At 65.5% G+C, this 24,819-nt stretch carries 21 protein-coding genes; 9 read left to right on the top strand and 12 right to left on the bottom strand.

The features are described 5' to 3' along the window. Window positions 1–109 precede the first annotated feature (109 nt). The 3 genes from BTN82_RS16225 (at window position 110) to nudC (ending at window position 2,771) form a co-directional block, all read left to right on the top strand. Window positions 110–892: a class I SAM-dependent methyltransferase gene (locus BTN82_RS16225; RefSeq protein ID WP_075120138.1), complete on the top strand. Its 783-nt coding sequence runs from the start codon at window positions 110–112 to the stop codon at window positions 890–892. 229 nt (window positions 893–1,121) lie between these two features. Further along, the gene (locus tag BTN82_RS16220; RefSeq protein WP_075120137.1) at window positions 1,122–1,934 is read left to right on the top strand and encodes a crotonase/enoyl-CoA hydratase family protein; all 813 of its coding nucleotides are present in this window, start codon (window positions 1,122–1,124) and stop codon (window positions 1,932–1,934) included. Between the two features lie 6 nt (window positions 1,935–1,940). Continuing rightward, entirely contained in the window at window positions 1,941–2,771 is an 831-nt protein-coding gene (gene nudC, locus BTN82_RS16215; protein ID WP_075120136.1) for an NAD(+) diphosphatase, read from the top strand. A gap of 63 nt (window positions 2,772–2,834) precedes the next feature. Here nudC and BTN82_RS16210 read toward each other — a convergent pair whose 3' ends face one another. Both BTN82_RS16210 and BTN82_RS16205 read right to left on the bottom strand, forming a co-directional pair. Beyond that, window positions 2,835–3,614 (bottom strand): TSUP family transporter, encoded by a 780-nt coding sequence (locus BTN82_RS16210; RefSeq protein WP_075120135.1) that lies wholly within the window; start codon window positions 3,612–3,614, stop codon window positions 2,835–2,837. 182 nt (window positions 3,615–3,796) lie between these two features. Next, window positions 3,797–5,041, bottom strand: a complete 1,245-nt coding sequence (locus tag BTN82_RS16205; RefSeq protein ID WP_075120134.1) for an acyl-CoA dehydrogenase family protein — start codon at window positions 5,039–5,041, stop codon at window positions 3,797–3,799. A gap of 330 nt (window positions 5,042–5,371) precedes the next feature. Between BTN82_RS16205 and sfnG the strand changes: the two genes are divergently transcribed. After that, window positions 5,372–6,454 carry a dimethylsulfone monooxygenase SfnG gene (gene sfnG / locus BTN82_RS16200; RefSeq protein ID WP_075120133.1) on the top strand — a complete coding sequence of 361 codons (1,083 nt, stop codon included), beginning with the start codon at window positions 5,372–5,374 and terminating at the stop codon, window positions 6,452–6,454. Window positions 6,455–6,570: 116 nt separating this feature from the next. On the opposite strand, the gene BTN82_RS16195 is transcribed toward sfnG, so the two are convergent. Further along, window positions 6,571–7,050: a DUF1348 family protein gene (locus BTN82_RS16195; RefSeq protein ID WP_075120132.1), complete on the bottom strand. Its 480-nt coding sequence runs from the start codon at window positions 7,048–7,050 to the stop codon at window positions 6,571–6,573. A 56-nt stretch (window positions 7,051–7,106) separates the two neighbouring features. Next, window positions 7,107–7,685, bottom strand: a complete 579-nt coding sequence (locus tag BTN82_RS16190; protein ID WP_075120131.1) for a TetR/AcrR family transcriptional regulator — start codon at window positions 7,683–7,685, stop codon at window positions 7,107–7,109. Between the two features lie 184 nt (window positions 7,686–7,869). Between BTN82_RS16190 and pssA the strand changes: the two genes are divergently transcribed. Beyond that, window positions 7,870–9,213 carry a CDP-diacylglycerol--serine O-phosphatidyltransferase gene (gene pssA, locus BTN82_RS16185; protein ID WP_075120130.1) on the top strand — a complete coding sequence of 448 codons (1,344 nt, stop codon included), beginning with the start codon at window positions 7,870–7,872 and terminating at the stop codon, window positions 9,211–9,213. A gap of 404 nt (window positions 9,214–9,617) precedes the next feature. On the opposite strand, the gene BTN82_RS16180 is transcribed toward pssA, so the two are convergent. The 8 genes from BTN82_RS16180 to BTN82_RS16145 form a co-directional block, all read right to left on the bottom strand. Beyond that, a complete protein-coding gene (locus BTN82_RS16180; RefSeq protein ID WP_075120129.1) occupies window positions 9,618–10,817 on the bottom strand; it encodes an MFS transporter in 1,200 nt (399 codons plus the stop codon). A 240-nt stretch (window positions 10,818–11,057) separates the two neighbouring features. Further along, a complete protein-coding gene (gene efeO / locus BTN82_RS16175; protein WP_075120128.1) occupies window positions 11,058–11,882 on the bottom strand; it encodes an iron uptake system protein EfeO in 825 nt (274 codons plus the stop codon). A 33-nt stretch (window positions 11,883–11,915) separates the two neighbouring features. After that, window positions 11,916–13,232: an iron uptake transporter deferrochelatase/peroxidase subunit gene (gene efeB, locus BTN82_RS16170; protein ID WP_075120127.1), complete on the bottom strand. Its 1,317-nt coding sequence runs from the start codon at window positions 13,230–13,232 to the stop codon at window positions 11,916–11,918. A gap of 18 nt (window positions 13,233–13,250) precedes the next feature. Beyond that, window positions 13,251–14,450: an iron uptake system protein EfeO gene (gene efeO, locus BTN82_RS16165; protein ID WP_075120126.1), complete on the bottom strand. Its 1,200-nt coding sequence runs from the start codon at window positions 14,448–14,450 to the stop codon at window positions 13,251–13,253. A gap of 9 nt (window positions 14,451–14,459) precedes the next feature. Next, on the bottom strand, window positions 14,460–15,305 hold the full coding sequence (efeU, locus tag BTN82_RS16160) for an iron uptake transporter permease EfeU (protein WP_075120125.1): 846 nt from the start codon (window positions 15,303–15,305) through the stop codon (window positions 14,460–14,462). A 232-nt stretch (window positions 15,306–15,537) separates the two neighbouring features. After that, window positions 15,538–16,443 (bottom strand): AraC family transcriptional regulator, encoded by a 906-nt coding sequence (locus tag BTN82_RS16155; RefSeq protein ID WP_075120198.1) that lies wholly within the window; start codon window positions 16,441–16,443, stop codon window positions 15,538–15,540. Window positions 16,444–16,659: 216 nt separating this feature from the next. Then, window positions 16,660–17,952 (bottom strand): glycosyltransferase, encoded by a 1,293-nt coding sequence (locus BTN82_RS16150; protein ID WP_075120124.1) that lies wholly within the window; start codon window positions 17,950–17,952, stop codon window positions 16,660–16,662. Window positions 17,953–18,044: 92 nt separating this feature from the next. Next, on the bottom strand, window positions 18,045–18,404 hold the full coding sequence (locus BTN82_RS16145; protein ID WP_075120123.1) for a response regulator: 360 nt from the start codon (window positions 18,402–18,404) through the stop codon (window positions 18,045–18,047). A gap of 259 nt (window positions 18,405–18,663) precedes the next feature. Here BTN82_RS16145 and BTN82_RS16140 point away from each other — a divergent pair, with 259 nt between their 5' ends. From BTN82_RS16140 to BTN82_RS16125, 4 genes are read left to right on the top strand one after another with little or no spacing between them, the layout of a single operon-like run. Next, the gene (locus BTN82_RS16140) at window positions 18,664–22,158 is read left to right on the top strand and encodes a response regulator (protein WP_075120122.1); all 3,495 of its coding nucleotides are present in this window, start codon (window positions 18,664–18,666) and stop codon (window positions 22,156–22,158) included. Then, window positions 22,158–22,973 (top strand): CheR family methyltransferase, encoded by an 816-nt coding sequence (locus tag BTN82_RS16135; RefSeq protein ID WP_075120121.1) that lies wholly within the window; start codon window positions 22,158–22,160, stop codon window positions 22,971–22,973. Before BTN82_RS16140 ends, BTN82_RS16135 begins: the two co-directional genes overlap by 1 nt. Next, window positions 22,970–23,575, top strand: a complete 606-nt coding sequence (locus tag BTN82_RS16130; protein WP_075120120.1) for a chemotaxis protein CheB — start codon at window positions 22,970–22,972, stop codon at window positions 23,573–23,575. Before BTN82_RS16135 ends, BTN82_RS16130 begins: the two co-directional genes overlap by 4 nt. Next, window positions 23,569–24,750 (top strand): hybrid sensor histidine kinase/response regulator, encoded by a 1,182-nt coding sequence (locus BTN82_RS16125; protein WP_075120119.1) that lies wholly within the window; start codon window positions 23,569–23,571, stop codon window positions 24,748–24,750. Before BTN82_RS16130 ends, BTN82_RS16125 begins: the two co-directional genes overlap by 7 nt. Window positions 24,751–24,819 lie beyond the last annotated feature (69 nt).

Below are 24,819 nucleotides of genomic sequence, written 5' to 3'. Positions count from 1 at the left end.
AGGGACGAGGTTCGGCCGACGCGGGGCAAACTGACATTTTTTTCATGCCGCCCGTGGTCTCGGCGGGTCTATGCTGGGCCGCATGGGCGAACGACGAGGAAGGCCGACGATGAAAGACCCGCATACCCCGATCCATCACGCCGCCGCCGACGGCTATAAAGACGCCGCCGACACCTACGTGCGCGGCCGCCCGGATTACCCGCCGGCGCTGGACCAGTGGCTACGCGACAGCCTGGGCCTGCGGGCCGGCCAGGTGGTGGTTGATCTCGGCGCCGGCACCGGCAAGTTCACCGGCCGCCTGTTGGCCACCGGCGCGCGGGTGATCGCCGTGGAGCCGGTGGCACAGATGCTCGCCAGGCTCGCCGCCAGCCATCCCCAGGCCGAAGCCCTGAGCGGCAATGCCACGGCGATACCGCTGGCCGACGCGTCGGTGGACGCGCTGGTCTGCGCCCAGGCCTTTCACTGGTTCGCCAGCCGCGAAGCCTTGAGCGAGATCGCCCGGGTGCTCAAGCCGGGCGGCCGGCTGGGCCTGGTGTGGAACCTGCGCGATGCCCGGGTGCCCTGGGTGCAGCGCCTGGACCGGATCGTCAACGCCCTGGAAGGCGATACGCCGCGCTACTACACCGGGGCCTGGCGCCAGGCGTTTCCTCACCCGAGTTTTACCCCCTTGCAGGAGCAGCACTTCGGCAACGGTCACAGCGGCGCCCCGGAGCAGGTGATTTTCGACCGGGTGCGCTCCACCAGTTTTATCGCTGCCTTGCCGCAGGCCGCGCGGGCGCAGATCGACCGGCAGATCGCCGCGCTGATCGACGAAGAGCCCGAGCTGCGCGGCAAGAGCCTGGTCACCGTGCCCTACGAAACCGCGGCGTTCTGCGCCCAAAAGATCCGCTGATACCCACACTCACTGTAGGAGCGAGCTTGCTCGCGATGAGTGCGTAGCACTCGAATGCCCGGCCCTCACACCCTCTGATAAACCGGGTGGCCTTGAAAGCGAGCAAGCTCGCTCCTACAGGGGGGTGGTGTCGTGAGTCCCGGTTTTGGCCGATGCGCTGCCTTACTGCGCGGCCTGGGCCCTTGCTATAGTTCGGGCCTCATTTTTTTGCCCGGTAAGGATCACTGCCATGTCCGAATATCAAGCCTTTCGCGTCGAACTCGCCGACAACATCGCCCATGTGCAGATCAACCGTCCGGAAAAGATCAACGCGATGAACGCCGCGTTCTGGAGCGAGATCATCGAGATCTTCCGCTGGATCGACGACACCGACGCGGTGCGCGTGGTGGTATTGAGCGGCGCCGGCAAACACTTTTCCTCGGGCATCGACCTGATGATGCTGGCCGGGGTGGCCAACGAACTGGGCAAGGACGTCGGGCGCAACGCGCGCCTGCTGCGGCGCAAGATCCTCCAGCTGCAAGCCTCCTTCAACGCCGTCGACCAGTGCCGCAAGCCGGTGCTGGCGGCGATCCAGGGTTACTGCCTGGGCGGCGCCATCGACCTGATCGCCGCCTGCGACATGCGCTACGCCGCGCAAGACGCGCAATTCTCGATCAAGGAAATCGATATCGGCATGGCCGCCGATGTCGGCACTTTGCAACGTTTGCCACGTATCATCGGCGACGGCATGCTGCGCGAACTGGCCTACACTGGGCGCACCTTCGGTGCCGAGGAAGCGCGTGGCATGGGCCTGGTCAACCGCGTCTACGCCGACAGCGCCAGCCTGCTCGACGGGGTGATGGGCATTGCCCGGGAGATCGCCGACAAATCGCCGATCGCCGTCAGCGGGACCAAGGAAATGCTCAGCTACATGCGCGACCACCGCATCGACGACGGCCTGGAATACATCGCTACCTGGAACGCCGCCATGCTGCAATCCACCGACTTGCGCGTGGCCATGGCCGCCCATATGAGCAAACAGAAACCCGAATTTCTGGATTGATTGAACATGACTTCACGCTGGACCACCGCAGTACTGGATATCGACCTTCCCGGCGGCTGGGCCGTGGCCCGCAGCCCGCAGGGTTTTCTGTTCGACGACAACGGCGCGCTGTTCCCCCGCGAATGGCTCAAGCGCCAGGACCTGTCGATCCTTGCCGAGCACGGCATCGGCCACCTGGACGGCGAGCCGGTGTACCTGCTGGAACTCAAGAGCGTCAGCGAGGTGCCGGGCTGCAACTGGAAAGGCCTGCGCGCGTTCATGCTCGACGGCGACCACACGCTCTACAAGGTCCTGGGCTACGCCGCGCAGATCGGCACCTGGGCCCGCGAGCACCGTTTCTGCGGCAACTGCGGCCAGGCCATGACCCAGGTGGTGCGCGAGCGGGCGATGTACTGCGAACCGTGCGACCTGCGCAGCTACCCGCGGATTTCGCCGAGCATGATCGTGCTGATCACCCGCGGCGACGAAGTGCTGCTGGCCCGTTCGCCGCGCTTCGTCCCCGGGGTCTACAGCACCCTGGCCGGGTTCGCCGAGCCGGGCGAGTCGGCCGAGGACTGCCTGGTGCGCGAGGTGCGCGAAGAGGTGCGGATCGAGGTCAAGAACATCCAGTACGTCGGCAGCCAGTGCTGGCCGTTCCCGCATTCGATGATGCTGGGGTTTCACGCCGAGTACGCCGGCGGCGAGATCGTGCCCCAGGAAGACGAGATCGAGGATGCGCAGTGGTTCAACGTGCGTGAGCTGCCGCCGCTGCCGGCGTCGCGCTCGATCGCCCGCTACTTGATCGATCTGTATGTGGCCCGGCGCCTGGGGCTGGCGGAGCCGGTATTGCCGGGCTAGTGGCCGGCGGGGCGGGACGAGGCGGGCGAATCCATCGGGTTCGCCCGCTGTCGTTTCAGCGCGTCAAACGGCGCTGAACCAGTGTTGCCAGGCCAGGCGCACGGTCAGCCCCAGGACCACGGTGATGAACACCGGGCGAATGAACTTGGCGCCGCCGCTGATGGCGGTGCGGGCGCCGAAGAAGGCGCCGACCATCAACGACAGGCCCATGCTCAGGCCGATGGCCCAATCCACCTGGCCCGAGAAAATGAAGATCGACAGCGCCGCCGCGTTGCTGACGAAGTTCATGCTGCGCGCCACGCCGCTGGCCTTGACCAGGTCGATGGGGTAGAGCAGCAGGCTGCTGACGGTCCAGAAGGCGCCCGTGCCGGGGCCTGCCACGCCGTCGTAGAACCCCAGGCTGAAACCCTGGGTCGACTGCCACTTCTTCTTGATCGGCGCCTCGCTGTCCAGCGGCGCCTTGGGTGTACCGCCGAACAACAGATAGACGCCGCAGGCGAAGACGATCACCGGAAGCATTTTGTTCAGCCATTCGGCCGGCAGGTAATGGGCCACCACCGCGCCGGTCAGCGCGCCCACCAGGGTGCCGACGATGGCGTGGGTCCATTGCCGGGGGTGGAACAGCTTGCGCCGGTAGAAGGTGAAGCTGGCGGTGGCCGAGCCGAAGGTCGAGCTCAGTTTGTTGGTGCCCAGCACCAGGTGCGGGGGCAGGCCGGCGGTGAGCAGCGCCGGCGTGGTCAACAGGCCACCGCCGCCAGCGATGGCGTCGATGAAGCCGGCGATGAACGCGACGAAAGCCAGGATGGCGAGGGTGGTCAAATCTACGCTGAGTTCGAAAGGCATGGGGTCGACTTATTTCGGCGGGGCGCAGTTGGGCTGCGCGAAAGGCCGATATCTTACCCATAACCTCGAAGGCCTGCGACCTGCCGGAATGCCTTATCGCGAGTACGCTCGCTCCTACAGAGGGTCAGGTATTCCCTGTAGAAGCGAGCTGGCTCGCGAAAATCCCCCAGCCTGCCCAGCCCTCAAGCCTGCTGGCGCTGCGGGCCGTTGCCGATTTGCCACACGAACGGTGGCTCGCGGCCGTTGATCTGCCAGTCGCCGACGATACGCGCCTTGTAGATCACCGGGTTGTGCGACGACACCGTCCGCGCGTTGCGCCAATGGCGGTCGAGGGCCTTGCCCTGGCGGATGTCCGACGCGCCCAGGGCATTGAACAGCTCGCTGGTGGCGCGCTGGATCAGCTCGGTGACCACCACCTGGGCCGTAGCCGAGTGGATTTCCGCGGCGACATTGGCCGCCCGTTCCGCCTCCGGGTCGCCGCCGAAACGCGCCAGGTACGCCAACTGGGCCGGCTCTGCGGCGCGCACCGCGCTGGCCTCGGCGGCGTACACCAGGGCCGAGATTTCCCCCACCACCTGCTGCACCTGGGCATCCTCGCTGACCCGCGGCGCGTTGCCGTGGCTGTAGATGCGCTGGCGCGCGCGCACCTCGTGGGCCACGTCGCGCACCGCGGCGCGGCCGATGCCGGCCAGCGTCGCCAGCAGCACCAATTGGTAGAAGGCGGTCTGGTACTTGAAGCGGGTGGCGAAGTCGATCAGGTTCTCGGCCTCTACGACGGCGTCGATAAAGCGCGAGGTGCCGCTGCCGGTGGTGCGCTGGCCGAAGCCGTCCCAGTCGTCGCTCTGTTCGATGCCGGGCTGGCGCGTGCGGACCGCGGCGATCACGTCGCCGCCGGTGTCGCTGCGCCGGGCGTAGACGTCGATCCAGTCGGAGAACAGGCTCCCGGTGCTGTAGAACTTCTCGCCGTTGAGCCGCCACTTGCCGCCGTCCGGCGTGACCTGGGTGACGACCTCGCCAATGGCCACGCTGCCGATCTCGGTCCAGGCGCAGCCGACGATATCGCCTTCGACGAAGCGCTTGAACCACAAGTCGCGCGCCGGCCCCGGGGCGGCATTGAGGCGGTCCTCGGCAAAGGCGAAGTGCCCGCGCAAGGCTTGCGGCACGTTGGAGTCGGCTTCGGCCAGCTCGATCAGCAGCTGGAACAACTGCGGCAGGGACGCGCCGCCTCCGCCGTACTCCACGGGCACCCGCACCGCGCCGAAGCCGGCGTCCTTGAGCCAGCGGATCGCTTCGTGGGGCAGGCTGCGCGAGTGCTCGCGCTCGACCGCGCCGGCGGCGATGCGCTGGAAGATCGGCCGGAAACGCCCGGCCAGGGTCTCGTAGTCGACCCCCGTGGACAGTGGGTTGATTACCTGGTGTTCGGTCATGGCGCAGCTCCCTTGGCTGGATAGGTCTCTACCAGTGCGATTGCACGGTCCGTGCCGGGACGCGACAAGCCCGAATACGCGGGCCGTCGCTGCGCGTAGCCCCCGGCAACTGTTGCCCAGCCAACAGCGCATCAGCAAATCGCCCCATTCACCGTTGATCGGCCCGCTCCCTGTCGCGGCTGCCGCAGGCTGCGAAAAGGCCCGCAGGGCGTCTGCTGCGCAGCCGAACGCAGCCTGCGGCAGCGGCTACAGAGGTTGTATGCGCGGCTTTTTTCGGCTGGCACGGTTGCTGCTCTGTCACCCGGACACTTCAGTCGCGAGGACAAGCCAATGAGTCAGCAAGCCGTCAAATTTGCCTACTGGGTACCCAACGTCAGCGGCGGGCTGGTGGTCAGCAAGATCGAGCAGCGCACCCACTGGGGCATCGACTACAACCGCAAGCTGGCGCAGCTCGCCGAGGCCGCCGGGTTCGAGTACGCCCTGACCCAGATCCGCTTCACCGCCGGCTACGGCGCCGAGTACCAGCACGAGTCGGTGGCCTTCAGCCACGCGCTGCTGGCCGCCACCGAGAAACTCAAGGTGATCGCCGCGATCCTGCCCGGCCCCTGGCAGCCGGCGCTGGCGGCCAAGCAACTGGCGACCATCGACCAACTGACCAACGGCCGGATCGCGGTGAATATCGTCAGCGGCTGGTTCAAGGGCGAATTCCAGGCCATCGGCGAGCACTGGCTGGAGCACGACGAGCGTTATCGGCGTTCCGAAGAGTTCATCCGCTCGCTCAAGGGCATCTGGAGCCAGGACCATTTCAGTTTCCGCGGCGACTTCTACCGCTTCGACAATTACAGCCTCAAACCCAAGCCGCTGGGCCGGCCGGAAGTGTTCCAGGGCGGCAGCTCGCGCGCCGCGCGGGACATGGCGGCACGGGTGTCCGACTGGTACTTCACCAATGGCAACACGCCGCAGGGCATCAAGGCCCAGGTCGACGACATCCGCGCCAAGGCCGCGGCCAACCAGCATTCGGTGAAAATCGGAGTCAATGCCTTCGTGATCGCCCGCGACACCGAGGAAGAAGCGCGCGCGGTGCTGGCGCAGATCATCGAGCAGGCCGACCCGGAAGCGGTGAACGCCTTCGGCGATGCGGCGAAGCAGGCGGGCAAGGCATCGCCGGAGGGCGAGGGCAACTGGGCCAAGTCGACCTTCGAGGACCTGGTGCAATACAACGACGGTTTCAAGACCAACCTGATCGGCACGCCGCGGCAGATCGCCGAACGCATCGTCGAGCTGAAAGCCGTGGGCGTGGACCTGGTGCTGGCGGGGTTCCTGCATTTCCAGGAAGAGGTCGAATACTTCGGCAAGCGGGTCTTGCCGCTGGTGCGCGAGCTGGAAGCGCAGCGCGAAGAAGCCGCGGCCTGATAGCCGCGGTTGCAACTGATTACTGTAGGAGCGAGCTTGCTCGCGATAGCGGACTGGCGGATTACCGCATCGTCTGTATCGCGGGCAAGCCTCGCTCCTACAAGAGCAGAAGCGGGTTACAGGCCCAGGTCGGACAGCCCCGGATGGTCATCCGGGCGCCGGCCCAGCGGCCAGTGGAACTTGCGTTCGCTTTCCTTGATCGGCATGTCGTTGATGCAGGCGAACCGGTTGGCCATCAGCCCGTGTTCGTCGAACTCCCAGTTCTCGTTGCCGTAGGAACGGAACCAGTTGCCCGAGTCGTCGTGCCATTCGTAGGCGTAACGCACGGCGATGCGGTTGTCGGTAAAGGCCCAGAGTTCCTTGATCAGGCGGTAGTCCAGCTCCTTGGCCCATTTGCGGGTCAGGAAGCCCTTGGCTTCTTCGCGGTTGTGGGCGAACTCGGCGCGGTTGCGCCACTGGGTGTCCAGGGTATAGGCCAGGGACACCCGCTGCGGATCGCGGGAGTTCCAGCCGTCCTCGGCCAGGCGGATCTTCTCGATGGCCGATTCGCGGGTGAATGGCGGCAGCGGCGGACGAACTTCAGCGTTAGATGACATGTGAAAGTCTCCAATGAAAGTTGCGGTTCAGCGTGTGTCGAACTTGTTTGAAACGGTTACAGGTCCAATAACTTTCGCGCCATGCATTGCGCATTATCGGCGGCACTGCGATCGCCCATCACAAGTGCAACGGTAATGGCGCCGTCAATCAGGATCAGCAACTGGGCAGCCAGTTGCCGCGGATCGATCGCGCCATGTTCTTCGGACACATGGTCCGTGCAGAGCCCGAGCACATAGTCGAGCAGCTTCTGTTTATGTTCCCGGGCGACGATGCGCACCGGGTCCTGCGGGTCGCCGGTCTCGCCGCTGGTGTTGATGAAGGCGCAGCCGCGAAAGTCCTCGGAGGCGAACCAGCCCCCGAGCACCGTGAACAGCGCGAGCAACCGTGCGGACGGGGTCGGGGCCTGGTCCACCGCGCTCTGGAACCAGTGCATCCAGCGCAGGTCGCGGCGTCGCAGGGCGGCGACCACCAGCTCGTCCTTGGTGGTGAAGTAGCGGTAGATGCTCTTTCTGGAGACGCCGGCGGTTTTCACCAGAAGATCCATGCCGGTGGCGGCGATGCCACTTTTGTAGATCAGCTTTTCGGTGACATCCAGAATGATGTCGCGTGTGTCGTTGCTATTGATTTCGTTCATGCGGTGTACAGTAGAACGATCGTTCTCCTTGGTCAATAAGTTATTTCAAGAAGATTGTTTTCCGCTAGGGGCGAAGCCTGTCCGCAGATAAAATCTGCGTAACGAGCGCCCTACCGGGCAGACCCGCACCGGCACCTTGGTGTAAGCTCTTGCGCTCTTTTGGATTCGACCTTCTGCGAGCCCTATGCCGTCGCTTTTCAAACGTTCACTGCTACCCAAACTGCGCAGCTTCCCGCTGGCCGCTACTGACCTGAACATCCTGGCCGGCGCTGCCGAATTCCGCCGTTGCCTGCTGGAGCAGATCGCCCAGGCCACCCGGCGCATCTATATCGTCGCCCTGTACCTGCAACAGGATGAGGCCGGCCAGGAAATCCTCGATGCCCTGCATGCCGCCAAGGCCGCGCGCCCGGAGCTGGACGTGGTGGTCATGGTCGACTGGCTGCGCGCCCAGCGCGGGCTGATCGGCGCCGGCAAGCAGCCGGGCAACTCGGCCTGGTACCAGGAAATGACCCGCACCCATGCCAGCGAAGTACCGGTGTACGGCGTGCCGGTGCAGACCCGCGAGCTGTTCGGCGTGCTGCACCTGAAGGGGTTCGTGATCGACGATTGCGTGATCTACAGCGGCGCCAGCCTGAACAACGTGTATTTGCACAAGTTCGACAAATACCGCTTCGACCGTTACCACCTGCTGCACAACCGCGCCCTGGCCGACTCCATGCAGCACCTGGTGCAGCATGGCCTGGTGGCGTCGCGGGCGGTGCATCGCCTGGACCTGCCGAACCTGCCGACCACCCGCAGCCTGCGCAACGATATCGGCGACCTGCGCAGCCGCCTCAAGCACGCGGCCTACGACACCAGCGCCGGCGCGGTGATCAAGGACGGGCTGTCGGTCAGCCCGCTGCTCGGGGTGGGCAAGAACAACCCGTTGAGCCGAGTGATCTGCGAGCTGATCGCCAGCGCCCAGCAACAACTGACGATCTGTACGCCGTACTTCAACCTGCCGCTGGCGGTGACCCGGGAAATCAACCGCGCCCTGGCGCGCGGGGTGAAGATCGACATCATCGTCGGCGACAAGACCGCCAACGACTTCTATATTCCGCCGAGCGAGCCGTTCAAGGTCATCGCCGCGCTGCCGTACCTCTACGAAATCAGCCTGCGGCGTTTCGCCAAGCGGCATCAGAAGGCCATCGACAGCGGCCGCCTGAACCTGCACCTGTGGCGCGACGGCGACAACACCTATCACCTCAAGGGCATGTGGGTCGACGAGCGCTACACCTTGCTCACCGGCAACAACCTCAACCCGCGGGCGTTCCGCCTCGACCTGGAAAACGCCTTGCTGCTCGAGGACCCCAAGGGCGAGTTGCTGGAGCCGCGACGCCAGGAGCTGGAGGCGATCTTCCGTCATACCCGGCGCATCGAGCACTTCCAGCGCCTGGAAACCCTGGTGGACTACCCGGCGGCGGTCGGCAAGTTCCTGCGCCGGGTCAGCCGGGTGCGGATCGAGCGGTTGCTGTACCGCATCCTCTAGCCGTCCGGTATGCCTGAGCCACAGCGGCGTCTGGCCTGGCGACCGCTGCGCGGTCGTGCGCAGCCTCGCAGGCTCGGCAGCGGCTACAGGTCCGCGGTGATCCTTGTAGCCGCTGCCGCAGGCTGCGCACGGGGCGCAGCCCCGCAAAACTGACAACGCGATAGACCTGGATTGGCGCCCGCTGCGTCGGAATGCCGCCCGCTGCGCGGTCGTACGCAGCCTCGCCGGGGCTCGTCAGCGGCTACAGGTCTGCGGTGGTCCTTGTAGCCGCTGCCGCAGGCTGCGCACGGGGCGTAGCCCCGCAAAGCTGACGACGCGATATGCCTGAGTAACGGTGGCGCCTGGATTGGCGACCGCTGCGCGGTCGTGCGCAGCCTCGCCGGGGCTCGGCAGCGGCTACAGGGCTACGGTTTGGATCTGGGGGCTGGCCACAGGGCGACCAACAGCAACAACACCGTGGCCATCAGGTACGGCAGGCGCGGTTCGACGGCGTAGACCAGCGAGCCGGCCAGGGGGCCGATGACCACGCCGAAACCCTGCGCGGCGCCAATCGAGCCGGCGGTGGCGCCTTGTTCGGCGGGGTCCACGGCATTCGCCGCCAGGGCCGAGAAGGAAGGAAAGACCGCGCCCATGCCCGCCGCCGAGACGAAAAACGCCAGCCACAGGCCCCAGGCGCTGTCGACCAGCATGCAGCCGGCATAACCGCTGGCCGACAGCAGGGCGCCGGCGCGGATCATCCGCAGCGGCGGCCATTCCAGTTTGCGCACCACCAGTTGCGAGCAGATCAGCGCCACGCCGACCATCGCCAGGGCGGTCCCGGCGGCTTGCGCGGCGTCGGCCGGGTTCAGGCCCAGGCGATCGAGGGCGTAGAAGCTCACGGTGATCTGCGCGATCGACACGCAGAGCATGGCGACGAAGGCCACGACCATGGGCCGGCGCAGCCGCGGGTCGCTCAGGCGCACCGAGCGTGGCGGCTGCTTGAGGTGCAGTTCCTGGCGCGGCAGCTTGTACAGCAGCACCAGGAACGCCGCCAGCGGCAGCACGGCCATCGCGTACAGGGGCAGGCTCAGGCTGACCCGGGCCAGCAGCGCGGCGACGGCGGGGCCCAGCACCAGGCCGACGGCGTTGGCGGCGCCCAGGGTGGCCATGGCCCGGGCCCGGTGCGCGGGCTCGACGTTGTCGGCGATCAGGGCAAAACCGCCCACCGGGATCGCCGCGTAGAACACCCCGATCAGGCCGCGGCCGAACATCAGGCCGATAAAGGCCACCGCCATGCTCGGCAGCAGGTGCAGCGAGACATCGATAAACAGGCACAGCGCCCAGTAGGCGAGGGTGAAACCGGCGGTGCCGAGCAACAGCACGCGGCGGCGGCCGAAGCGGTCGCTGACCTGGCCCCAGGGGCGCGCGAGGAGCATCCAGATCACCCCGGAAACGGTCACCGCCGCGCCGGCCTGCCAGGTGGCCAGGCCCAGCACCCGGACAATCGGGCCGATCAGCGAGACGAAGGCCATCATCGACATGGTGCAGGCCATGTAGGCGACCATCAGCGGAAACAGTTTGAACGGCGAGGCGGTCAACGGCGGCTGCGCCGAGGTATTGGACATGCAGGGTCTTCCATGAGATGCGGGAGTGCGCGGGACGTTATCGTTAAAACGCGCCGAAGCCCAGGCTTATCGGCGCAGGTGAGGGTAGACCAACAGGGCGGGTGATGGGGTGTGCGCTGGTCTGTAGGAGCGAAGCTTGCTCGCGAAAAATCTTCAACGATGATGCCGTCGTCAGATGAATCGCCGCTGCGCGGCTATCGCGAGCAAGCTTCGCTCCTACACAGGGGAGGTGGGGAAGCGTCAGTTCAGGCCCAGCTTGCCGCGCAGGGTCGAGAGGTCTTCGGCCAGGGTGTTGACCGGGCCCACCAGCGCCTTGCGGTCGTTGGCCTTGACCTTGTCGTAGGTCTCGAAGCCGCCGTCGGCGGTCTTGTACTTGGCCAGGACCGTGTTCACCGTGGCGAAGTTCTTGTCGACCTTGGCGATGAAGGCCGGGTCCTGCTTCTCGATCTGCGGACGGAACAGGTCGACGATTTTCTTCGCCCCGTCGATGTTGCCCTGGAAGTCGTAGAGGTCGGTGTGGCTGTAGCGGTCTTCCTCGCCGGAGATCTTGGTCGCGGCCACTTCTTCCAGCAGCGCGGCGGCGCCGCCGACGACTTTTTCCGGCGGAAAGGTCAGGCCGGCGACGCGCGCCTGCAAGTCCTTGACGTCCTTGTTCAGACCATCGGCCAGCGCGTCCAGGCCCTGGGTGGAGTTTTGGGCGAACAGCGAATACTCGATGCGGTGGAAGCCGGTGAAGTCCTCGGCCGTGACGCCTTTTTCATGGTCGTCGACGCGGGAGTCGATGGACGCGTCGAGGTCGCTGAACAGCTCGGCGATCGGCTCGATCGACTCGTAGTACACCCGGGTCGGCGCGTAGAGTTTTTTCGCGGTGGCCAGGTCGCCCTTTTTCACCGCGTCGGTGAAGGCCTGGGTGTGGCTGGCCAGCTCGTCGAGCTGTTCGGTGACGTAGATCTTGTAGTCGGAAATCGGCCCCACCAGCTCCAGCGGCGATGTGGCGGCGAAAGCCGACAGCGGAACATGCAGCAAGCCAAGGGTCAGCAACACAGCGAGAGGCGACTTTTTCATGGGATGTTTCCGTGGGGGGTGGGGTGTTTGGGGTCAGGCAGTGGTGTGTGTTCGAGTGGCTTCGAGCAGCCCGCGGCCGATGAAATCCTGGTCGCCGGTGACGCCGGGCAGGGCGAAGAAATACCCGCCGCCGACCGGTTTCAGGTATTCCTCCAGGGGCTCGCCGTTGAGCCGCGTCTGCACGGCGATAAAGCCTTGTTCCAGGTCGGCCTGGTAGCAGATGAACAGCAGGCCCATGTCCAGCTGGCCGTTCTTGTTCACGCCGTTGGAATAGTTGAACGGCCGGCGCAGGATCAGGTTGCGCTGGGTCTGCGCAGTACGCGGGTTGGCCAGGCGAATGTGCGCGTCGAGCTTGGTCAGTTGGCCGTGGGGGTCCTTGCGGTAGTCCGGGACCTGGTGTTCCTGCTGGCCGTCCATGGGCGCGCCCGAGGCCTTGACCCGGCCGATGATGCTTTGCTGTTCCTGCAGGGGCGTGCGGTCCCAGCGTTCGACGAAATTGCGGATGATCCGCACCGCCTGGTAGCTACCGTGGGCGGCCCAGGCCGGTTCGTCGCTGCCCGGTTGCACCCAGACGATCTGCTGCATGGCCGTGCGGTCGTTGGAGTCGGGGTTGGCCGAGCCGTCGCGAAAACCGAGGAAATTGCGCGCGCTTTGCGCCGCTTCGCCCGGTTTCGCCGGCGCCTGGGGCGGCACGCTGCCTTCCTGCTTCCAGCGCACCAGCAGCAGGTCCGGCAGGTTTTTCACGATGTCGCGCAGGGCGTGGATATTGGTGTCGGCGGTGTTGGAGCAGAACTGCAGGCTGAGGTCGCCGTGGCAGTTGTCGGGCTCCAGCGCGTCGTTGGGGAAACCGACCATGCGGATCAGGCGCTTGGGTTTGGCCGCGGCCAGGTCGAAGCGCTCGTCGAACAGCGAGGCGCCGACCGAGACGGTGATGGTCAGGTTGTCCGGGGTCACCACGGGGCCGAGGATGCCGGAATCCAGCGGCGGCAATTTCGGATCGACTTGTTGCACCGGGCCGCCGGCCATCAGGAACTTGATGCGCTGGTCGAGGGTGCGCAGCAGCCGCTCCAGCTCCGCGCGGTCGCTGGCCAGCACGTCGAACGACACCAGCATGCCGGCCGCCGGGCGCGGCGTGACGATGCCGCTCTGATGCTGGCCGTGGAAGGCGTGGCGCTCATGGGTCTTGTCGCTGCTCGGCGCTGCGGTGACCTGGGCGGCTTTCCCGGTCGCGGCCAGCGCCGGGCCGCTCAGGCTGCTGCCAGCCAGGGCGACGCCGGCGGCACCCATGCCCAGCAGCACACGGCGGCGTTGGGCGGAAAAACACGGATTGGACGGATCTGAATCGTTCATCGGGCGGGCATCTTCTGCTTACAGGCCGGAAAGGCCGAGGGCGGGATCGATTCCATCGAGTGCATCGGCCAGAACCTTGGCCTGGTCGGCGATCCGCTTGCGCTGATCGGCGCCGACACTGTCGTAGGAGGCATAACCGTCGGCGGTGCGCAGGGCGGCGTACTGGCTGTCGAGCCCGTCCAGCGCGCTGTCGATCTGTGCCAGCAGCGGGGCGGAGGGCTTGGCCAGCAGGGGCCGCAGCAGGTCGACGACCTTGCGCGTGGCCTCGAGGTTGGCGGCAAAACCGTTGAGGTCGCTGTGGCTGTAGCGTTCTTCCTCGCCGCTGCTGGCGCGCACCTCGGCGATGCTGCGCTGGCTGCGCGACACCACGCTGACCAGTTGTTCCGGCGGCAGCGACTGGGCCAGCAATTGCTGCTTGAGGCTGCCGACGTCGCCGAGCAGGCGCTGGGCGACCGGCGCCAGGCCATTGAGGTCGCGTTGCTGGAACAGCGCGTACTCCAGGCGATGGAAGCCGACGAAGCCCGGGTCCTGCTCGCGTTTCTCGAAATAGTCGGCGCGGGCGTTGATCGCGTTGTCCAGCTCGGACAGGCGCTGGGCCGCCGGGGCGAGGCGCTGGTAGGCCGCGCGCGCCGGAACGTACAGGGCCTGGGCCTGGGCCAGGTCGCCGGCCTGGATGGCCTGCTCCAGCGCGGTCACGGCCTTGATCAGCGCCGTGCTCTGGCTGCTGAGGTACACGCGGAACTCCGACAGCGGGCCGATAAAGGCCACCATCGACGGCCGTGCCTTGGCCTGGGCCTCGGATTCGGCGGTCGGGGTCACGCGCAAGGTGCCGCGCGGATTGCTCAGCAGGCCGCAGGTGATGGCGTAGTCGCCGGGCTGCAGTTTGGCGTTGATCACCTGGCTCAGGCCGGGGGCGATGTTTTCCCGTTCCTCGAGCACCAGCACGCCGTCGAGGATTTCCCATTCCACGGCACGGTCCGAGCGGTTGACGATGCGAAAGCTCGCCGGCCCGGCCGGCACGCTCAGGGCGTTCGGCTCGCAGCTGTGGGGGTGGATGGTCACGGTGATTTCGTCCTTGTGCGTCTGGCGCTTGCTGGCGGCCAGTTGCGAGGCGTAATAGAACAGCCCGCCGGCGGCGATCATCACGATCACTGAACCGGCGAGCGCCCAGCGCAAGGCACGCGGCGGCAGGTTCGGCGGGGAGGCTTGCTGGGTCATGGAAAGGCCTTACTGGCTGGAAACGGAAGACGAAGGGCGGGCGCTGGCGGGGGCCGGGCCCGGCAGGAAGAACAGCACCAGGGTCACCAGCAGGTAGATCAGGTAGACGCCCAGGGTGCTGACGGTCGGCGCGTCCTGGTAACCGAACATGCCAGCCAGTACCGAGCCCAGCGGGCCGTCCATCGGCAGGCTGGCGCTGAAGTCGAACAGCACGGTTTGCAGGTGGTTCCAGACCCCGGCTTCATGCAGCGCCTGCACCGAGTTGGCGAGAATGCCGGCGGCCACCACCAGGATGAACAACCCGGTCCAGCGGAAGAACGCGCCGAGGTTCAGGCGCATGCTGCCGGTGTAGATCAGCACGCCGACGACGATGGCGCAGATCAGGCCGAGCAGGGCGCCGAGGGGCGCGGCCGGGCCTTCGCTCTGCTGGAACACCGCAAGCAGGAAGAACACGGTTTCCAGGCCTTCGCGGGCCACGGCGAAGAACACCATGGCGATCAGCGCCGTGACCTGATGCCGGGAGCCGGTCAGGGCCTGGTCCAGGGAGGCTTGCAGGGAATGCTTGATCGAACGCGCCACCTTGCGCATCCAGAACACCATGGAACTGAGAATGCCCACGGCCACCAAGCCGACGATGCCCTCGAAGAGTTCCTGCTGCTTCTGCGGGAACTCGGCGCTCATCAGCTCCAGGCCGCCGCCCACCAGCAGGGCCAGGGCCGCGGCGAGAAACACGCCGATCCACACGGCCGGCATCCACTGGCCGCGCCCGGTCTGTTGCAGGTAACTGGCGATGATGCCAACGATGAGCGCGGCTTCGATCCCTTCGCGCAGCATGATCAGAAATGGGACGAGCATTCAGCACCGGCGGGCAGATAGGTAGGAAGCTAATTTGTAACATGTTGATACGTATTCGCAAATGAAGATGCTTGCCATTTGCTGAACGGCAGCTGAACGGCATGCGTATCGCCTGGGATGGGTCTTTTGTAGGAGCGAGGCTTGCCCGCGAAGAACGATGACTGGGTGTGACAGGCAGCCCGCAGCGCCGGCATCGCGGGCAAGCCTCGCTCCTACAAGGGGAAGGGGCGTTTCAGGCGAGGTTCTGTTCGGTCAGGCGCTGGACGGCCAGGCGTCGGTAGTGGGTGGGGGTCATGCCCTTGAGTTGCTGGAAGCGGCGGTTGAAGTTGGAGATGTTGTTGAAGCCGGACTCGAAGCACACGTCGGTCACCGGTTTGTCGCCGTCGGCCAGCAGCTCGCAGGATTTGCTGATGCGCAGGCGGTTGACGAATTCGACGAAGCAGCGGCCGGTGGCTTGCTTGAACACCCGGGAAAAATAGGTGGGTTTCATGCCCAGGTAGTCGGCGACTTCCTCCAGCGGCAGCTCGCGGGCGTAGTGGGCGAAGATGTAGTCCACCGCGCGGTTGGTGCGGTCGACATTGTGTTCGTCTGCCAGTTGCACGTTGGTGGCGCCGGACAGCAATTGGTAGTCGTCGCAGGCCGCCAGCAGTTCCAGCAGGATCAAAAAGTGCCCGAGTCGGGTGATGCCCGAGGAGTCGGCGATGCGTTGCATCAGGTCCATGGCCTGGGCGACGGTGCGCTTGCAGCGGAACTCGATGCCGTACTGCGCGCGCTCCAGCAGCGGGGTCAGGCTCTTGAGTTCGGCGAAGACCTGATGGCCGCTTTCGAACAGCTCGTCGGTGAAGTTCACCAGCATGTCGCGCTTGGCCACCACTTCGTCCTCGGCCACCTGGCTGATCCAGTTGTGGGGCAGGTTGGGGCCGGTGAGGAACAGCGATTCGGGGTGGAAGTTGCCGATGTAGTCGCCGATGAACACCTTTCCGGAGCTGGCGACGATCAGGTGCAACTCGTATTCCTTGTGGAAGTGCCAGCGCACCAGCGGGCAGGGGAAACCATGCTGGCGATAGATGATCGACAGGCCGTTGTGGTCGTCCATCAGTTCATAGGAAGGGTCGGTGACTTTCGCGGATCGGCTCATGGCGCAGGCACTTTTATCGTTGTCGCGCCCGATCATGCCTCCTTCAAACCTTCGGCACCAGTGCCAGCCGCGACATCTGTAGCCGCTGGCGCAGCCTGCGCCAAGGTCCGCAGGACCTTCAGGGCCCTCAAGAGCGGCGCCCCCTTCGGGGTCGATCGCAGGCTACGCCAGCGGCCACAGGGTCGGTGGTACGTTGGGGATCTTGGTGGGCGCGCCTCAGGCCGGGCGGTTCTTCGCTTCGATCCACTGCGCCATGTACTGGGTGCTCTTGTGGTGATGGTGGCGCAGCATGCCGCCGGTGAAATTGTCGCGGCGCAGTTGCGCCAGGTTGGCGCGGCACTGTTCCAGGCGCTGGATCAGCGCCGGGCCGTGGACCTGCTGCCGGTAGCGGGCGACCAGCAGTTGCCGGCCATGTTCCTGGGCCGCCTCCCATAGCGCCTGATCCTGATACAGGCGCACCGCCGCCGCGGCCAGGGCGCTGGCCGACTCGGCGATCGCCCCCGGCCAGGGTTCCTCGCCGTGCATGGCTTCGGCGCCGACCGGGGTGGTGACGCTCGGCGTACCGCAGAGCATGGCGTCCAGCAGCTTGCCCTTGATCCCCGCGCCGAAGCGCAGCGGCGCCAGGCAGATGCGCGCCGCTGACATGACTTGCAGGGCATCCTCGGCCCAGTTCAGCACATGGAAACCCTGGGCCGGGTTGTGCAGGGCCGCGGCCTTGGGCGGGGTGTAGGCGCCATAGATATGCAGCTGCACGCCCGGCAACTGCTGGCGGATCAGCGGCCAGACGCTGTTCTTCATCCACAGCACGGCGTCCCAGTTCGGCGCGTGGCGGAAGTTGCCGATGCTCAGGAAGTGCGCGCGCTCGGCAAAGGGCACGAAGGCTTCCGGTTGTTGCTCGGGCATCAGCGGGCACCCATGCAGCAGGGCCGGCGACAGGCCGAACTGCTTGACCAGCAGCTCGATCTCGAATTCGGAAATCATCAGGCTCAGGTCGCAGCGGTACAGCGCCGCGATCTCGCGCCGGGCCAGGTCGGTGTCGGCCATGGCGGCGAACTCCTGCGCGGCGGCGGGGGCGAACAGGGCGCTGAAATCGTCGCTGTCGGCGCGGGCTTTCAGGTGTTCCTTGAGGCGCTGGTGGCGGGCGTGGCGCAGGCTCTGCAAGTCGGACGTCTCCAGCACCCGCAGGGCGCCGGGGCATTGCTGCTCGACGCGCCAGCCGAACTGTTCCTCCATCATGAACTGGTCGAACAGCACGATATCCGGCGCCAGGGCGGCGACGAAACGGTCGAAGCTGCTGTTGTTCAGCTCGATCGGGCATTCGCGGATGCCCAGGGCCGTGAGGTCTTCCTTGTGCTCGCCGGCGTTGGCCGGGCTGGCGAAGGTGACGTCCCAGCCCTGGCGGAGGAAGACCTGGAGGATCTGCATCAGGTGCCCGCTGGCCGCCGAGGAGCGGGGTTCCGGCCAGACGTAGCCAATGACCAGGACTTTGGTGGCGGCGGTCGGACTCATGGGCGGGGCTTTCCTGAACAGTGCGGGGGATCGGCGGGCGCGCATTAAACCACAGCGCGGCGCCGGGACGGGCGCCTCGAGCGGCAGACGGGTCAGCCGAGGATCGAGCGCACCTTGTCGCGCAGTTGATCGATGGAGAACGGCTTGCCGATCACCGACATGCCGGGCGGCACTTCGATGTTGTCCGCGTAGCCGCTGGCGAACAGGATCGGCAGCACCGGACGCAAGGCCCGGGCCCGGTTCGCCAGTTCCTTGCCGTCCATGCCGGGCAGGCCGACGTCGGTCATCAACAGGTCGATGCGCACGCCGCTGTCCTGCAGCCGGGCCAGGGCTTCGTCGCCGCCCGCGGCTTCCAGCACCTTGAATTCCAGTTCCTCCAGCACGTCGACAATCAGCATACGTACGATGGCGTCGTCTTCGACGACCAGGATGGTGGAATCGGTGGCGGGCATGGCAAAACTCTCGAAAAGGGGGAGGGGGGGACGGCAGCGCAAACAACACCTGCCTCTTGCATCAGTAAATAAGCGGCGATGACAAGTTCCCGAAGCTGTACAGAAAAGTCATCCTGTACAAGCTGTGCCAGAATAGCCTGTCTGCTCGAAGGCGGGCAGCGCCAAATGAAAAATTGCGACGGCGGTTGCGCAAGAATAGATTCGATGCCCGTCTTTGCGGCAAACTCCATGGTTTTTGACCCTTCACCAAGGCCTTTCGATGATCTCCACCTCTTCGGTCGATGAACAGCGTTTTCGCAAGCTCTTGAGCCGCAACATCGCGCTTCCCCTGGGCGTGGGCGTGCTCAGCGCGGTGGTCTTCGTGTCCCTGATCAGTTACCTGCTGTCGGTGATCCAGTGGGTCCAGCACAGCGACCGGGTAATCAACGGGATCAACGAAGCCTCGAAGATGACGGTGGACCTGGAAACCGGCATGCGCGGGTTCCTGATCACCGGCGACGAGCGTTTCCTCGACCCTTATGAAGTGGCCAAGCCGCAGATCGTCATCCAGTTGCGCGGGCTGCGCGCCCTGGTGGCGGACAACCCGCAGCAGGTGGACCGCTTCAAGCGCCTGGAAGCCTTGCAGGACGAGTGGAACCTCTACGCGAAAAGCATGATCGAGCTGCGCCGCCAGAGCGGCGACTACCGGGCTGCGGTGCAGTCGGGGCGGGGCAAGCGCCTGACCGACCAGATCCGCAAGGAATACGACGACGCGGTGGCGCTGGAGCAGCAACTGCGGGTCGAACGCAACGCTAACGTCACCCACACCACGATCTTGAGCGTGGTCCTGTACCTGCTGTTCGTGGTGGCGATCAGCGCGCTGCTGGCGTATATCGGGCGCCGCGACCTGCTCGGCCTGTCGAAGAGCTACAGCAACAACCTCGCCGCCGAGCAGAAAGGCGCGCGCCGGCTGGAGCAACAGGCCTGGTTGCGCAGCGGCCAGACCGAGCTGGCCGAGCAACTGCTGGGGCAACTGACGCTGAACCTGTTGGGCCGCAATACCCTGCAGTTCTGCGCCCACTACCTGGGCAGCGTCGTGGCGGCGCTGTATGTGCGCGAAGAGCATGGCGGCCTCAGGCGCGTGGCCGCCTACGGTTTCTCCCGCGAGCAGGAAGCGCGCGAGCAGACGATTTTCATCGGCGAAGGCATGGTCGGCCAGGCCGCCCAGCAGGACCGGCTGATCCGCCTGGACGAAGTGCCCGCCGACTACTTCAGGGTCAGCTCCGGCCTGGGCGACGGCCTGCCGCGCTCGGTGCTGGTGGTGCCGACCAGCGACGACGACCGGGTCAACGGGGTGATCGAACTGGGCTTTCTGCGGGCCCTCGACGAGCGCGATGTCGAATTGCTGGAGCTGATCGCCGGCAATATCGGCACCGCCATCGAGGCCGCGCGCTATCGCCAGCGGCTTCAGGAAGTGCTGGCCGAAACCCAGCAGCTCAACGAAGAGCTGCAAGTGCAGCAGGAAGAACTGAAGACCGCCAACGAAGAGCTCGAGGAGCAGTCGCGGGTGCTCAAGGAGTCCCAGGCGCACCTGGAGACCCAGCAGGTGGAGCTGGAGCAGACCAACGAGCAACTGGCCGAGCAGGCCCAGGCGCTGGCGCAGCAGCGCGACGCCATGGACCGCAAGAACGGCGAGTTGAACCAGGCCCAGGCGCAGCTGCAAGAGCGTGCCGAGGAGTTGCAGCGCTCGAGCAAGTACAAGTCCGAGTTCCTCGCCAACATGTCCCACGAGCTGCGCACGCCGCTGAACAGTTCGCTGATCCTGGCCAAGCTGCTGGCGGAAAACCCCCAGGAAAACCTCAGTGCCGAACAGGTGCAGTTCGCCGAGTCGATCTATTCCGCCGGCAACGATCTGCTCAACCTGATCAACGACATTCTCGATATTTCCAAGGTCGAAGCCGGCAAACTCGACGTGCGCCCGGAAAACGCCAGCGTTGCCCGGCTGGTGGAAGGCCTGCGTGGGCTGTTCCAGCCGCTGACGGCGGACAAGGGCCTGGCCTTCCAGGTCCAATTGCAGCCCGGTGTGCCGCAGGCACTGTTCACCGACCGCCAGCGCGTCGAGCAGATTCTCAAGAACCTGCTGTCCAACGCCGTGAAGTTCACCGAGAAGGGCCAGGTCAGCCTGACCGTGTCCCGCCAGCCGGGCGAGTGCATTGCCTTTACCGTGGGCGACTCGGGGATCGGTATCGCCCCGGAGCAGCAGGAAAGCATTTTCGAGGCGTTCCGCCAGGCCGACGGCACCACCAACCGGCGTTACGGCGGCACGGGCCTGGGCTTGTCGATTTCCCGCGACCTGGCGGCGCTGCTGGGCGGTTCGATCACGGTCGCCAGCGAGCCGGGGCAGGGCAGCCGCTTTACCCTGGTGCTGCCGGAGCATTACGTCGAACGCACGATCGTCGAGCAGGATGAACTCAAGCCGGTCGCGTCAGGGGGGGCCGTGGCGCCGAGCCAGGCCTTGCCGGTGCCGGTGGTGGCCGCCGAGGTGGAGATCGCGCGTTTCGCCGACGACCGCGACAAGGCGCCGTTCGCCAGCCGTTGCATCCTGGTGGTGGAGGACGAGCCGAACTTCGCCCATATCCTCTACGACCTGGCCCACGAACTGGGCTACCAGTGCCTGGTGGCCCATGGTGCCGACGAGGGCTACAGCCTGGCCGAGCAGTTCGTGCCGGACGCGATCCTGCTGGACATGCGCCTGCCGGACCATTCCGGCCTGACGGTGTTGCAGCGCCTCAAGGCCCACGCCAGCACCCGGCATATCCCGGTGCATGTGATTTCGGTGGAAGACCGGGTCGAGGCCGCGCTGCACATGGGCGCCATCGGCTACGCGGTCAAGCCGACCACCCGCGAAGAGCTCAAGGACGTGTTCGCCCGCCTCGAAGCCAAGTTCACGCAGAAGGTCAAGCGCGTGCTGCTGGTGGAAGACGACGACCTGCAACGCGACAGCATCGCCAGGCTGATCGGCGACGACGACATCGAGATCACCGCCGTCGGCCTGGCCCAGGAAGCCCTGGAGCTGCTGCGCGACAACCTCTACGACTGCATGATCATCGACCTCAAGCTGCCGGACATGCTCGGCAACGACCTGCTCAAGCGCATGTCCACCGAGGACATCTGCTCGTTCCCGCCGGTGATCGTCTACACCGGGCGCAACCTGACCCGCGACGAAGAAGCGGAACTGCGCAAGTATTCGCGCTCGATCATCATCAAGGGCGCGCGTTCGCCCGAGCGCCTGCTGGACGAAGTGACGCTGTTCCTGCACAAGGTCGAATCCCAGCTGTCCCACGAGCGGCAGAAGATGCTCAAGGCCGCGCGCAGTCGCGACAAGGTCTTCGAGGGTCGCAAGATCCTCCTGGTGGACGACGACGTGCGCAATATCTTCGCCCTCACCAGCGCCCTGGAGCAGAAGGGCGCGATCGTGGTCATCGGCCGCAATGGCCATGAAGCGATCGCCAAGCTCGACGAAGTCGAGGACATCGACCTGGTGCTGATGGACGTGATGATGCCGGAGATGGACGGCTACGAAGCCACCCTGGAAATCCGCAAGCAGCCGCGCTGGCGCAAGCTGCCGATCATCGCGGTGACCGCCAAGGCGATGAAGGACGACCAGGAGCGCTGCCTGCAGGCCGGGGCCAACGATTACCTGGCCAAGCCGATCGACCTCGACCGGCTGTTTTCCCTCATCCGAGTCTGGTTGCCCAAGATGGAAAGAATCTAGTGGAGCGCAATACCGAGATCGAACTGCGCCTGTTGATCGAGGCGATCTACCTCAAGTACAGCTACGACTTCCGCGACTATTCCGGCGCGTCGATCAAGCGCCGGATCGGCCACGCGCTGCGCCAGTTCGAGTGCAAGACCATTTCCGCGCTGCAGGAGCGGGTGCTGCACGACCCGGGCGCGTTCATGCAGCTGTTGCAGTTCCTGACGATTCCGGTCAGCGAGATGTTCCGCGACCCGTCGCACTTCCTGGCGATTCGCCAGGAAGTGGTGCCGCTGCTCAAGACCTACCCGTCGATCAAGATCTGGATCGCCGGCTGCAGCACCGGCGAGGAGGTCTATTCGATGGCCATCCTGCTGCGCGAGGAAGGGCTGCTGGAGCGCACCATCATCTATGCCACCGACATCAACCCCAGTTCGCTGGAGAAAGCCAAGCAGGGCATCTTTTCCCTGGCCAACATCCGCGCCTACACCCAGAACTACCAGCAGGCCGGCGGTTTGCGCTCCTTCGCCGACTACTACACGGCGGCCTACGACTACGCGATCTTCGACAAGACCCTGCGCGAGAACGTGACCTTCGCCGACCACAGCCTGGCGACCGACAGCGTGTTCTCCGAAACCCAGCTGATTTCCTGCCGCAACGTCTTGATCTATTTCAACAAGAAATTGCAGGACCGGGCGTTCGGCCTGTTCCACGAGTCGCTCTGCCACCGCGGCTTCCTGGTGCTGGGCAGCAAGGAAACCCTGGACTTTTCCGCCTACGGCCGGGATTTCGAAGCCCTGGTCAAACACGAACGGATCTACCGCAAATCATGAGCGACGCTGCCATCGGAACATCCGTCCTACCCCGGGTCGAGGCCATAGTCGTCGGAGCGTCGGCCGGCGGCGTCGAGGCGCTGCTGACTATCTTCACGGCCTTTCCCCAGGGCTTTCGCCTGCCGATCGTGGTGGTGCTGCACGTGCCCGACGAGCGTCGCAGCCAGTTGGCCGAGGTGTTTGCCCAGCGCCTGGCGTTGTCGGTGAAAGAAGCGGGCGACAAGCAGTCGATCGACCGCGGCACCCTGTATTTCGCCGCACCGGGTTATCACTTGTCGGTGGAGCAGGACCGCAGCCTGTCCCTGAGCCAGGAGGACCGCGTGCATCATTCGCGCCCGGCCATCGATTACCTGTTCGACTCCGCCGCCGATGCCTATGGCCCGCGCCTGGCCGCGGTGCTGTTGACCGGGGCCAACCGGGACGGCGCCCAGGGCCTGGCCCAGGTCAAGCGGCGCGGCGGCCTGAGTATCGTCCAGGACCCGGCCGAGGCCCAGGTGGCGACCATGCCCGAGGCGGCCATCGCGCTGCACCAACCGGATTACATTCTCCCTTTGCACGGCATCAGCCGTTTGCTTGTCGAGCTGGAACGAAGCGCATGTTAAGTAATATCCAAGCCAAGCTACTGATCGTCGACGACCTGCCGGAGAACCTGCTGGCCCTCGAGGCGCTGATCAAGCGCGAGGACCGCCAGGTGTACAAGGCGCTGTCGGCGGACGAGGCGCTGTCGCTGCTGCTCGAGCATGAATTCGCCATGGCGATTCTCGATGTGCAGATGCCCGGCATGAACGGTTTCGAGCTGGCCGAACTGATGCGCGGCACGGAAAAGACCAAGAACATCCCCATCGTCTTCGTCAGCGCCGCCGGGCGTGAGCTCAACTATGCCTTCAAGGGCTACGAAAGCGGCGCGGTGGACTTCCTGCACAAGCCGTTGGACATCCAGGCGGTGAAGAGCAAGGTCAATGTGTTCGTCGACCTGTACCGGCAAAGCAAGGCCATGAAGCAGCAGGTCGAAGCCCTGGAGCAGAGCCGGCGCGAGCAGGAGACGCTGCTCCAGCGGTTGCAGGCGACCCAGAACGAACTGGAGCAAGCGGTGCGCATGCGCGACGATTTCATGTCGATCGTCGCCCATGAAGTGCGTACGCCGTTGAACGGCCTGATCCTGGAAACCCAGCTGCGCAAGATGCACCTGGCCCGCGACAACGCCGCGGCCTTCAGCCTGGACAAGATGCACGCCATGGTCGACCGCGACGAGCGCCAGATCAACAGCCTGATTCGCCTGATCGAGGACATGCTGGACATCTCGCGGATCCGCACCGGCAAACTGTCGATCCGCCCCAGCGAGGTCGATCTGGCGCAACTGGTGCGCGGCCTGCTGGAGAACTTCGCGCCCCAGGTCGAGGCCGCCGAGTCGTCCATCAGCCTGGACGCCGAAGCAGCGGTGTCCGGCCAGTGGGACGAATTTCGCATCGAACAGGTGATTTCCAACCTGCTGACCAATGCCTTGCGCTATGGTGCCAAGAGCCCGATCGAGGTGCGGGTGTACCGCGCGGACGGGCAGGCGCGGGTCGAGGTGCGCGACTACGGGATCGGCATCAGCGAGGAAAACCAGGGCCGCATCTTCCAGCAGTTCGAGCGCATCAGCGCCAACCACGCAGTGGCCGGGCTCGGCCTGGGGCTGTTCATTTCCGAGCAGATCGTCACTGCCCATGGCGGCACCCTCGAAGTCGAAAGCAGGATCGGCGAAGGTGCCCTGTTTCGTGTTTGTCTGCCGCTGTAGGAAAACACCGGCGCCCACGCAACCTTCTGTATGACCGGATGGTCGTATCAGCAGCTATTGACCGAACAA

The organism is Pseudomonas chlororaphis, from assembly GCF_001921865.1.
GTDB classification, from domain to species: domain Bacteria; phylum Pseudomonadota; class Gammaproteobacteria; order Pseudomonadales; family Pseudomonadaceae; genus Aquipseudomonas; species Aquipseudomonas chlororaphis_D.
This window is presented reverse-complemented; position numbering and strand designations above follow the sequence as displayed.

Coding starts and splice junctions, on each gene's coding strand:
- BTN82_RS16195 (WP_075120132.1), bottom strand. CDS start 7,050: ATGTCATCTAACGCTGAAGTTCGTCCGCCGCTGCCGCCATTCACCCGC.
- nudC (WP_075120136.1), top strand. CDS start 1,941: ATGACTTCACGCTGGACCACCGCAGTACTGGATATCGACCTTCCCGGC.
- pssA (WP_075120130.1), top strand. CDS start 7,870: ATGCCGTCGCTTTTCAAACGTTCACTGCTACCCAAACTGCGCAGCTTC.
- BTN82_RS16190 (WP_075120131.1), bottom strand. CDS start 7,685: ATGAACGAAATCAATAGCAACGACACACGCGACATCATTCTGGATGTC.
- sfnG (WP_075120133.1), top strand. CDS start 5,372: ATGAGTCAGCAAGCCGTCAAATTTGCCTACTGGGTACCCAACGTCAGC.
- efeU (WP_075120125.1), bottom strand. CDS start 15,305: ATGCTCGTCCCATTTCTGATCATGCTGCGCGAAGGGATCGAAGCCGCG.
- efeO (WP_075120128.1), bottom strand. CDS start 11,882: ATGAAAAAGTCGCCTCTCGCTGTGTTGCTGACCCTTGGCTTGCTGCAT.
- BTN82_RS16225 (WP_075120138.1), top strand. CDS start 110: ATGAAAGACCCGCATACCCCGATCCATCACGCCGCCGCCGACGGCTAT.
- BTN82_RS16155 (WP_075120198.1), bottom strand. CDS start 16,443: ATGAGCCGATCCGCGAAAGTCACCGACCCTTCCTATGAACTGATGGAC.
- BTN82_RS16150 (WP_075120124.1), bottom strand. CDS start 17,952: ATGAGTCCGACCGCCGCCACCAAAGTCCTGGTCATTGGCTACGTCTGG.
- BTN82_RS16145 (WP_075120123.1), bottom strand. CDS start 18,404: ATGCCCGCCACCGATTCCACCATCCTGGTCGTCGAAGACGACGCCATC.
- BTN82_RS16140 (WP_075120122.1), top strand. CDS start 18,664: ATGATCTCCACCTCTTCGGTCGATGAACAGCGTTTTCGCAAGCTCTTG.
- BTN82_RS16210 (WP_075120135.1), bottom strand. CDS start 3,614: ATGCCTTTCGAACTCAGCGTAGATTTGACCACCCTCGCCATCCTGGCT.
- efeO (WP_075120126.1), bottom strand. CDS start 14,450: ATGACCCAGCAAGCCTCCCCGCCGAACCTGCCGCCGCGTGCCTTGCGC.
- BTN82_RS16220 (WP_075120137.1), top strand. CDS start 1,122: ATGTCCGAATATCAAGCCTTTCGCGTCGAACTCGCCGACAACATCGCC.
- BTN82_RS16125 (WP_075120119.1), top strand. CDS start 23,569: ATGTTAAGTAATATCCAAGCCAAGCTACTGATCGTCGACGACCTGCCG.
- efeB (WP_075120127.1), bottom strand. CDS start 13,232: ATGAACGATTCAGATCCGTCCAATCCGTGTTTTTCCGCCCAACGCCGC.
- BTN82_RS16130 (WP_075120120.1), top strand. CDS start 22,970: ATGAGCGACGCTGCCATCGGAACATCCGTCCTACCCCGGGTCGAGGCC.
- BTN82_RS16180 (WP_075120129.1), bottom strand. CDS start 10,817: ATGTCCAATACCTCGGCGCAGCCGCCGTTGACCGCCTCGCCGTTCAAA.
- BTN82_RS16205 (WP_075120134.1), bottom strand. CDS start 5,041: ATGACCGAACACCAGGTAATCAACCCACTGTCCACGGGGGTCGACTAC.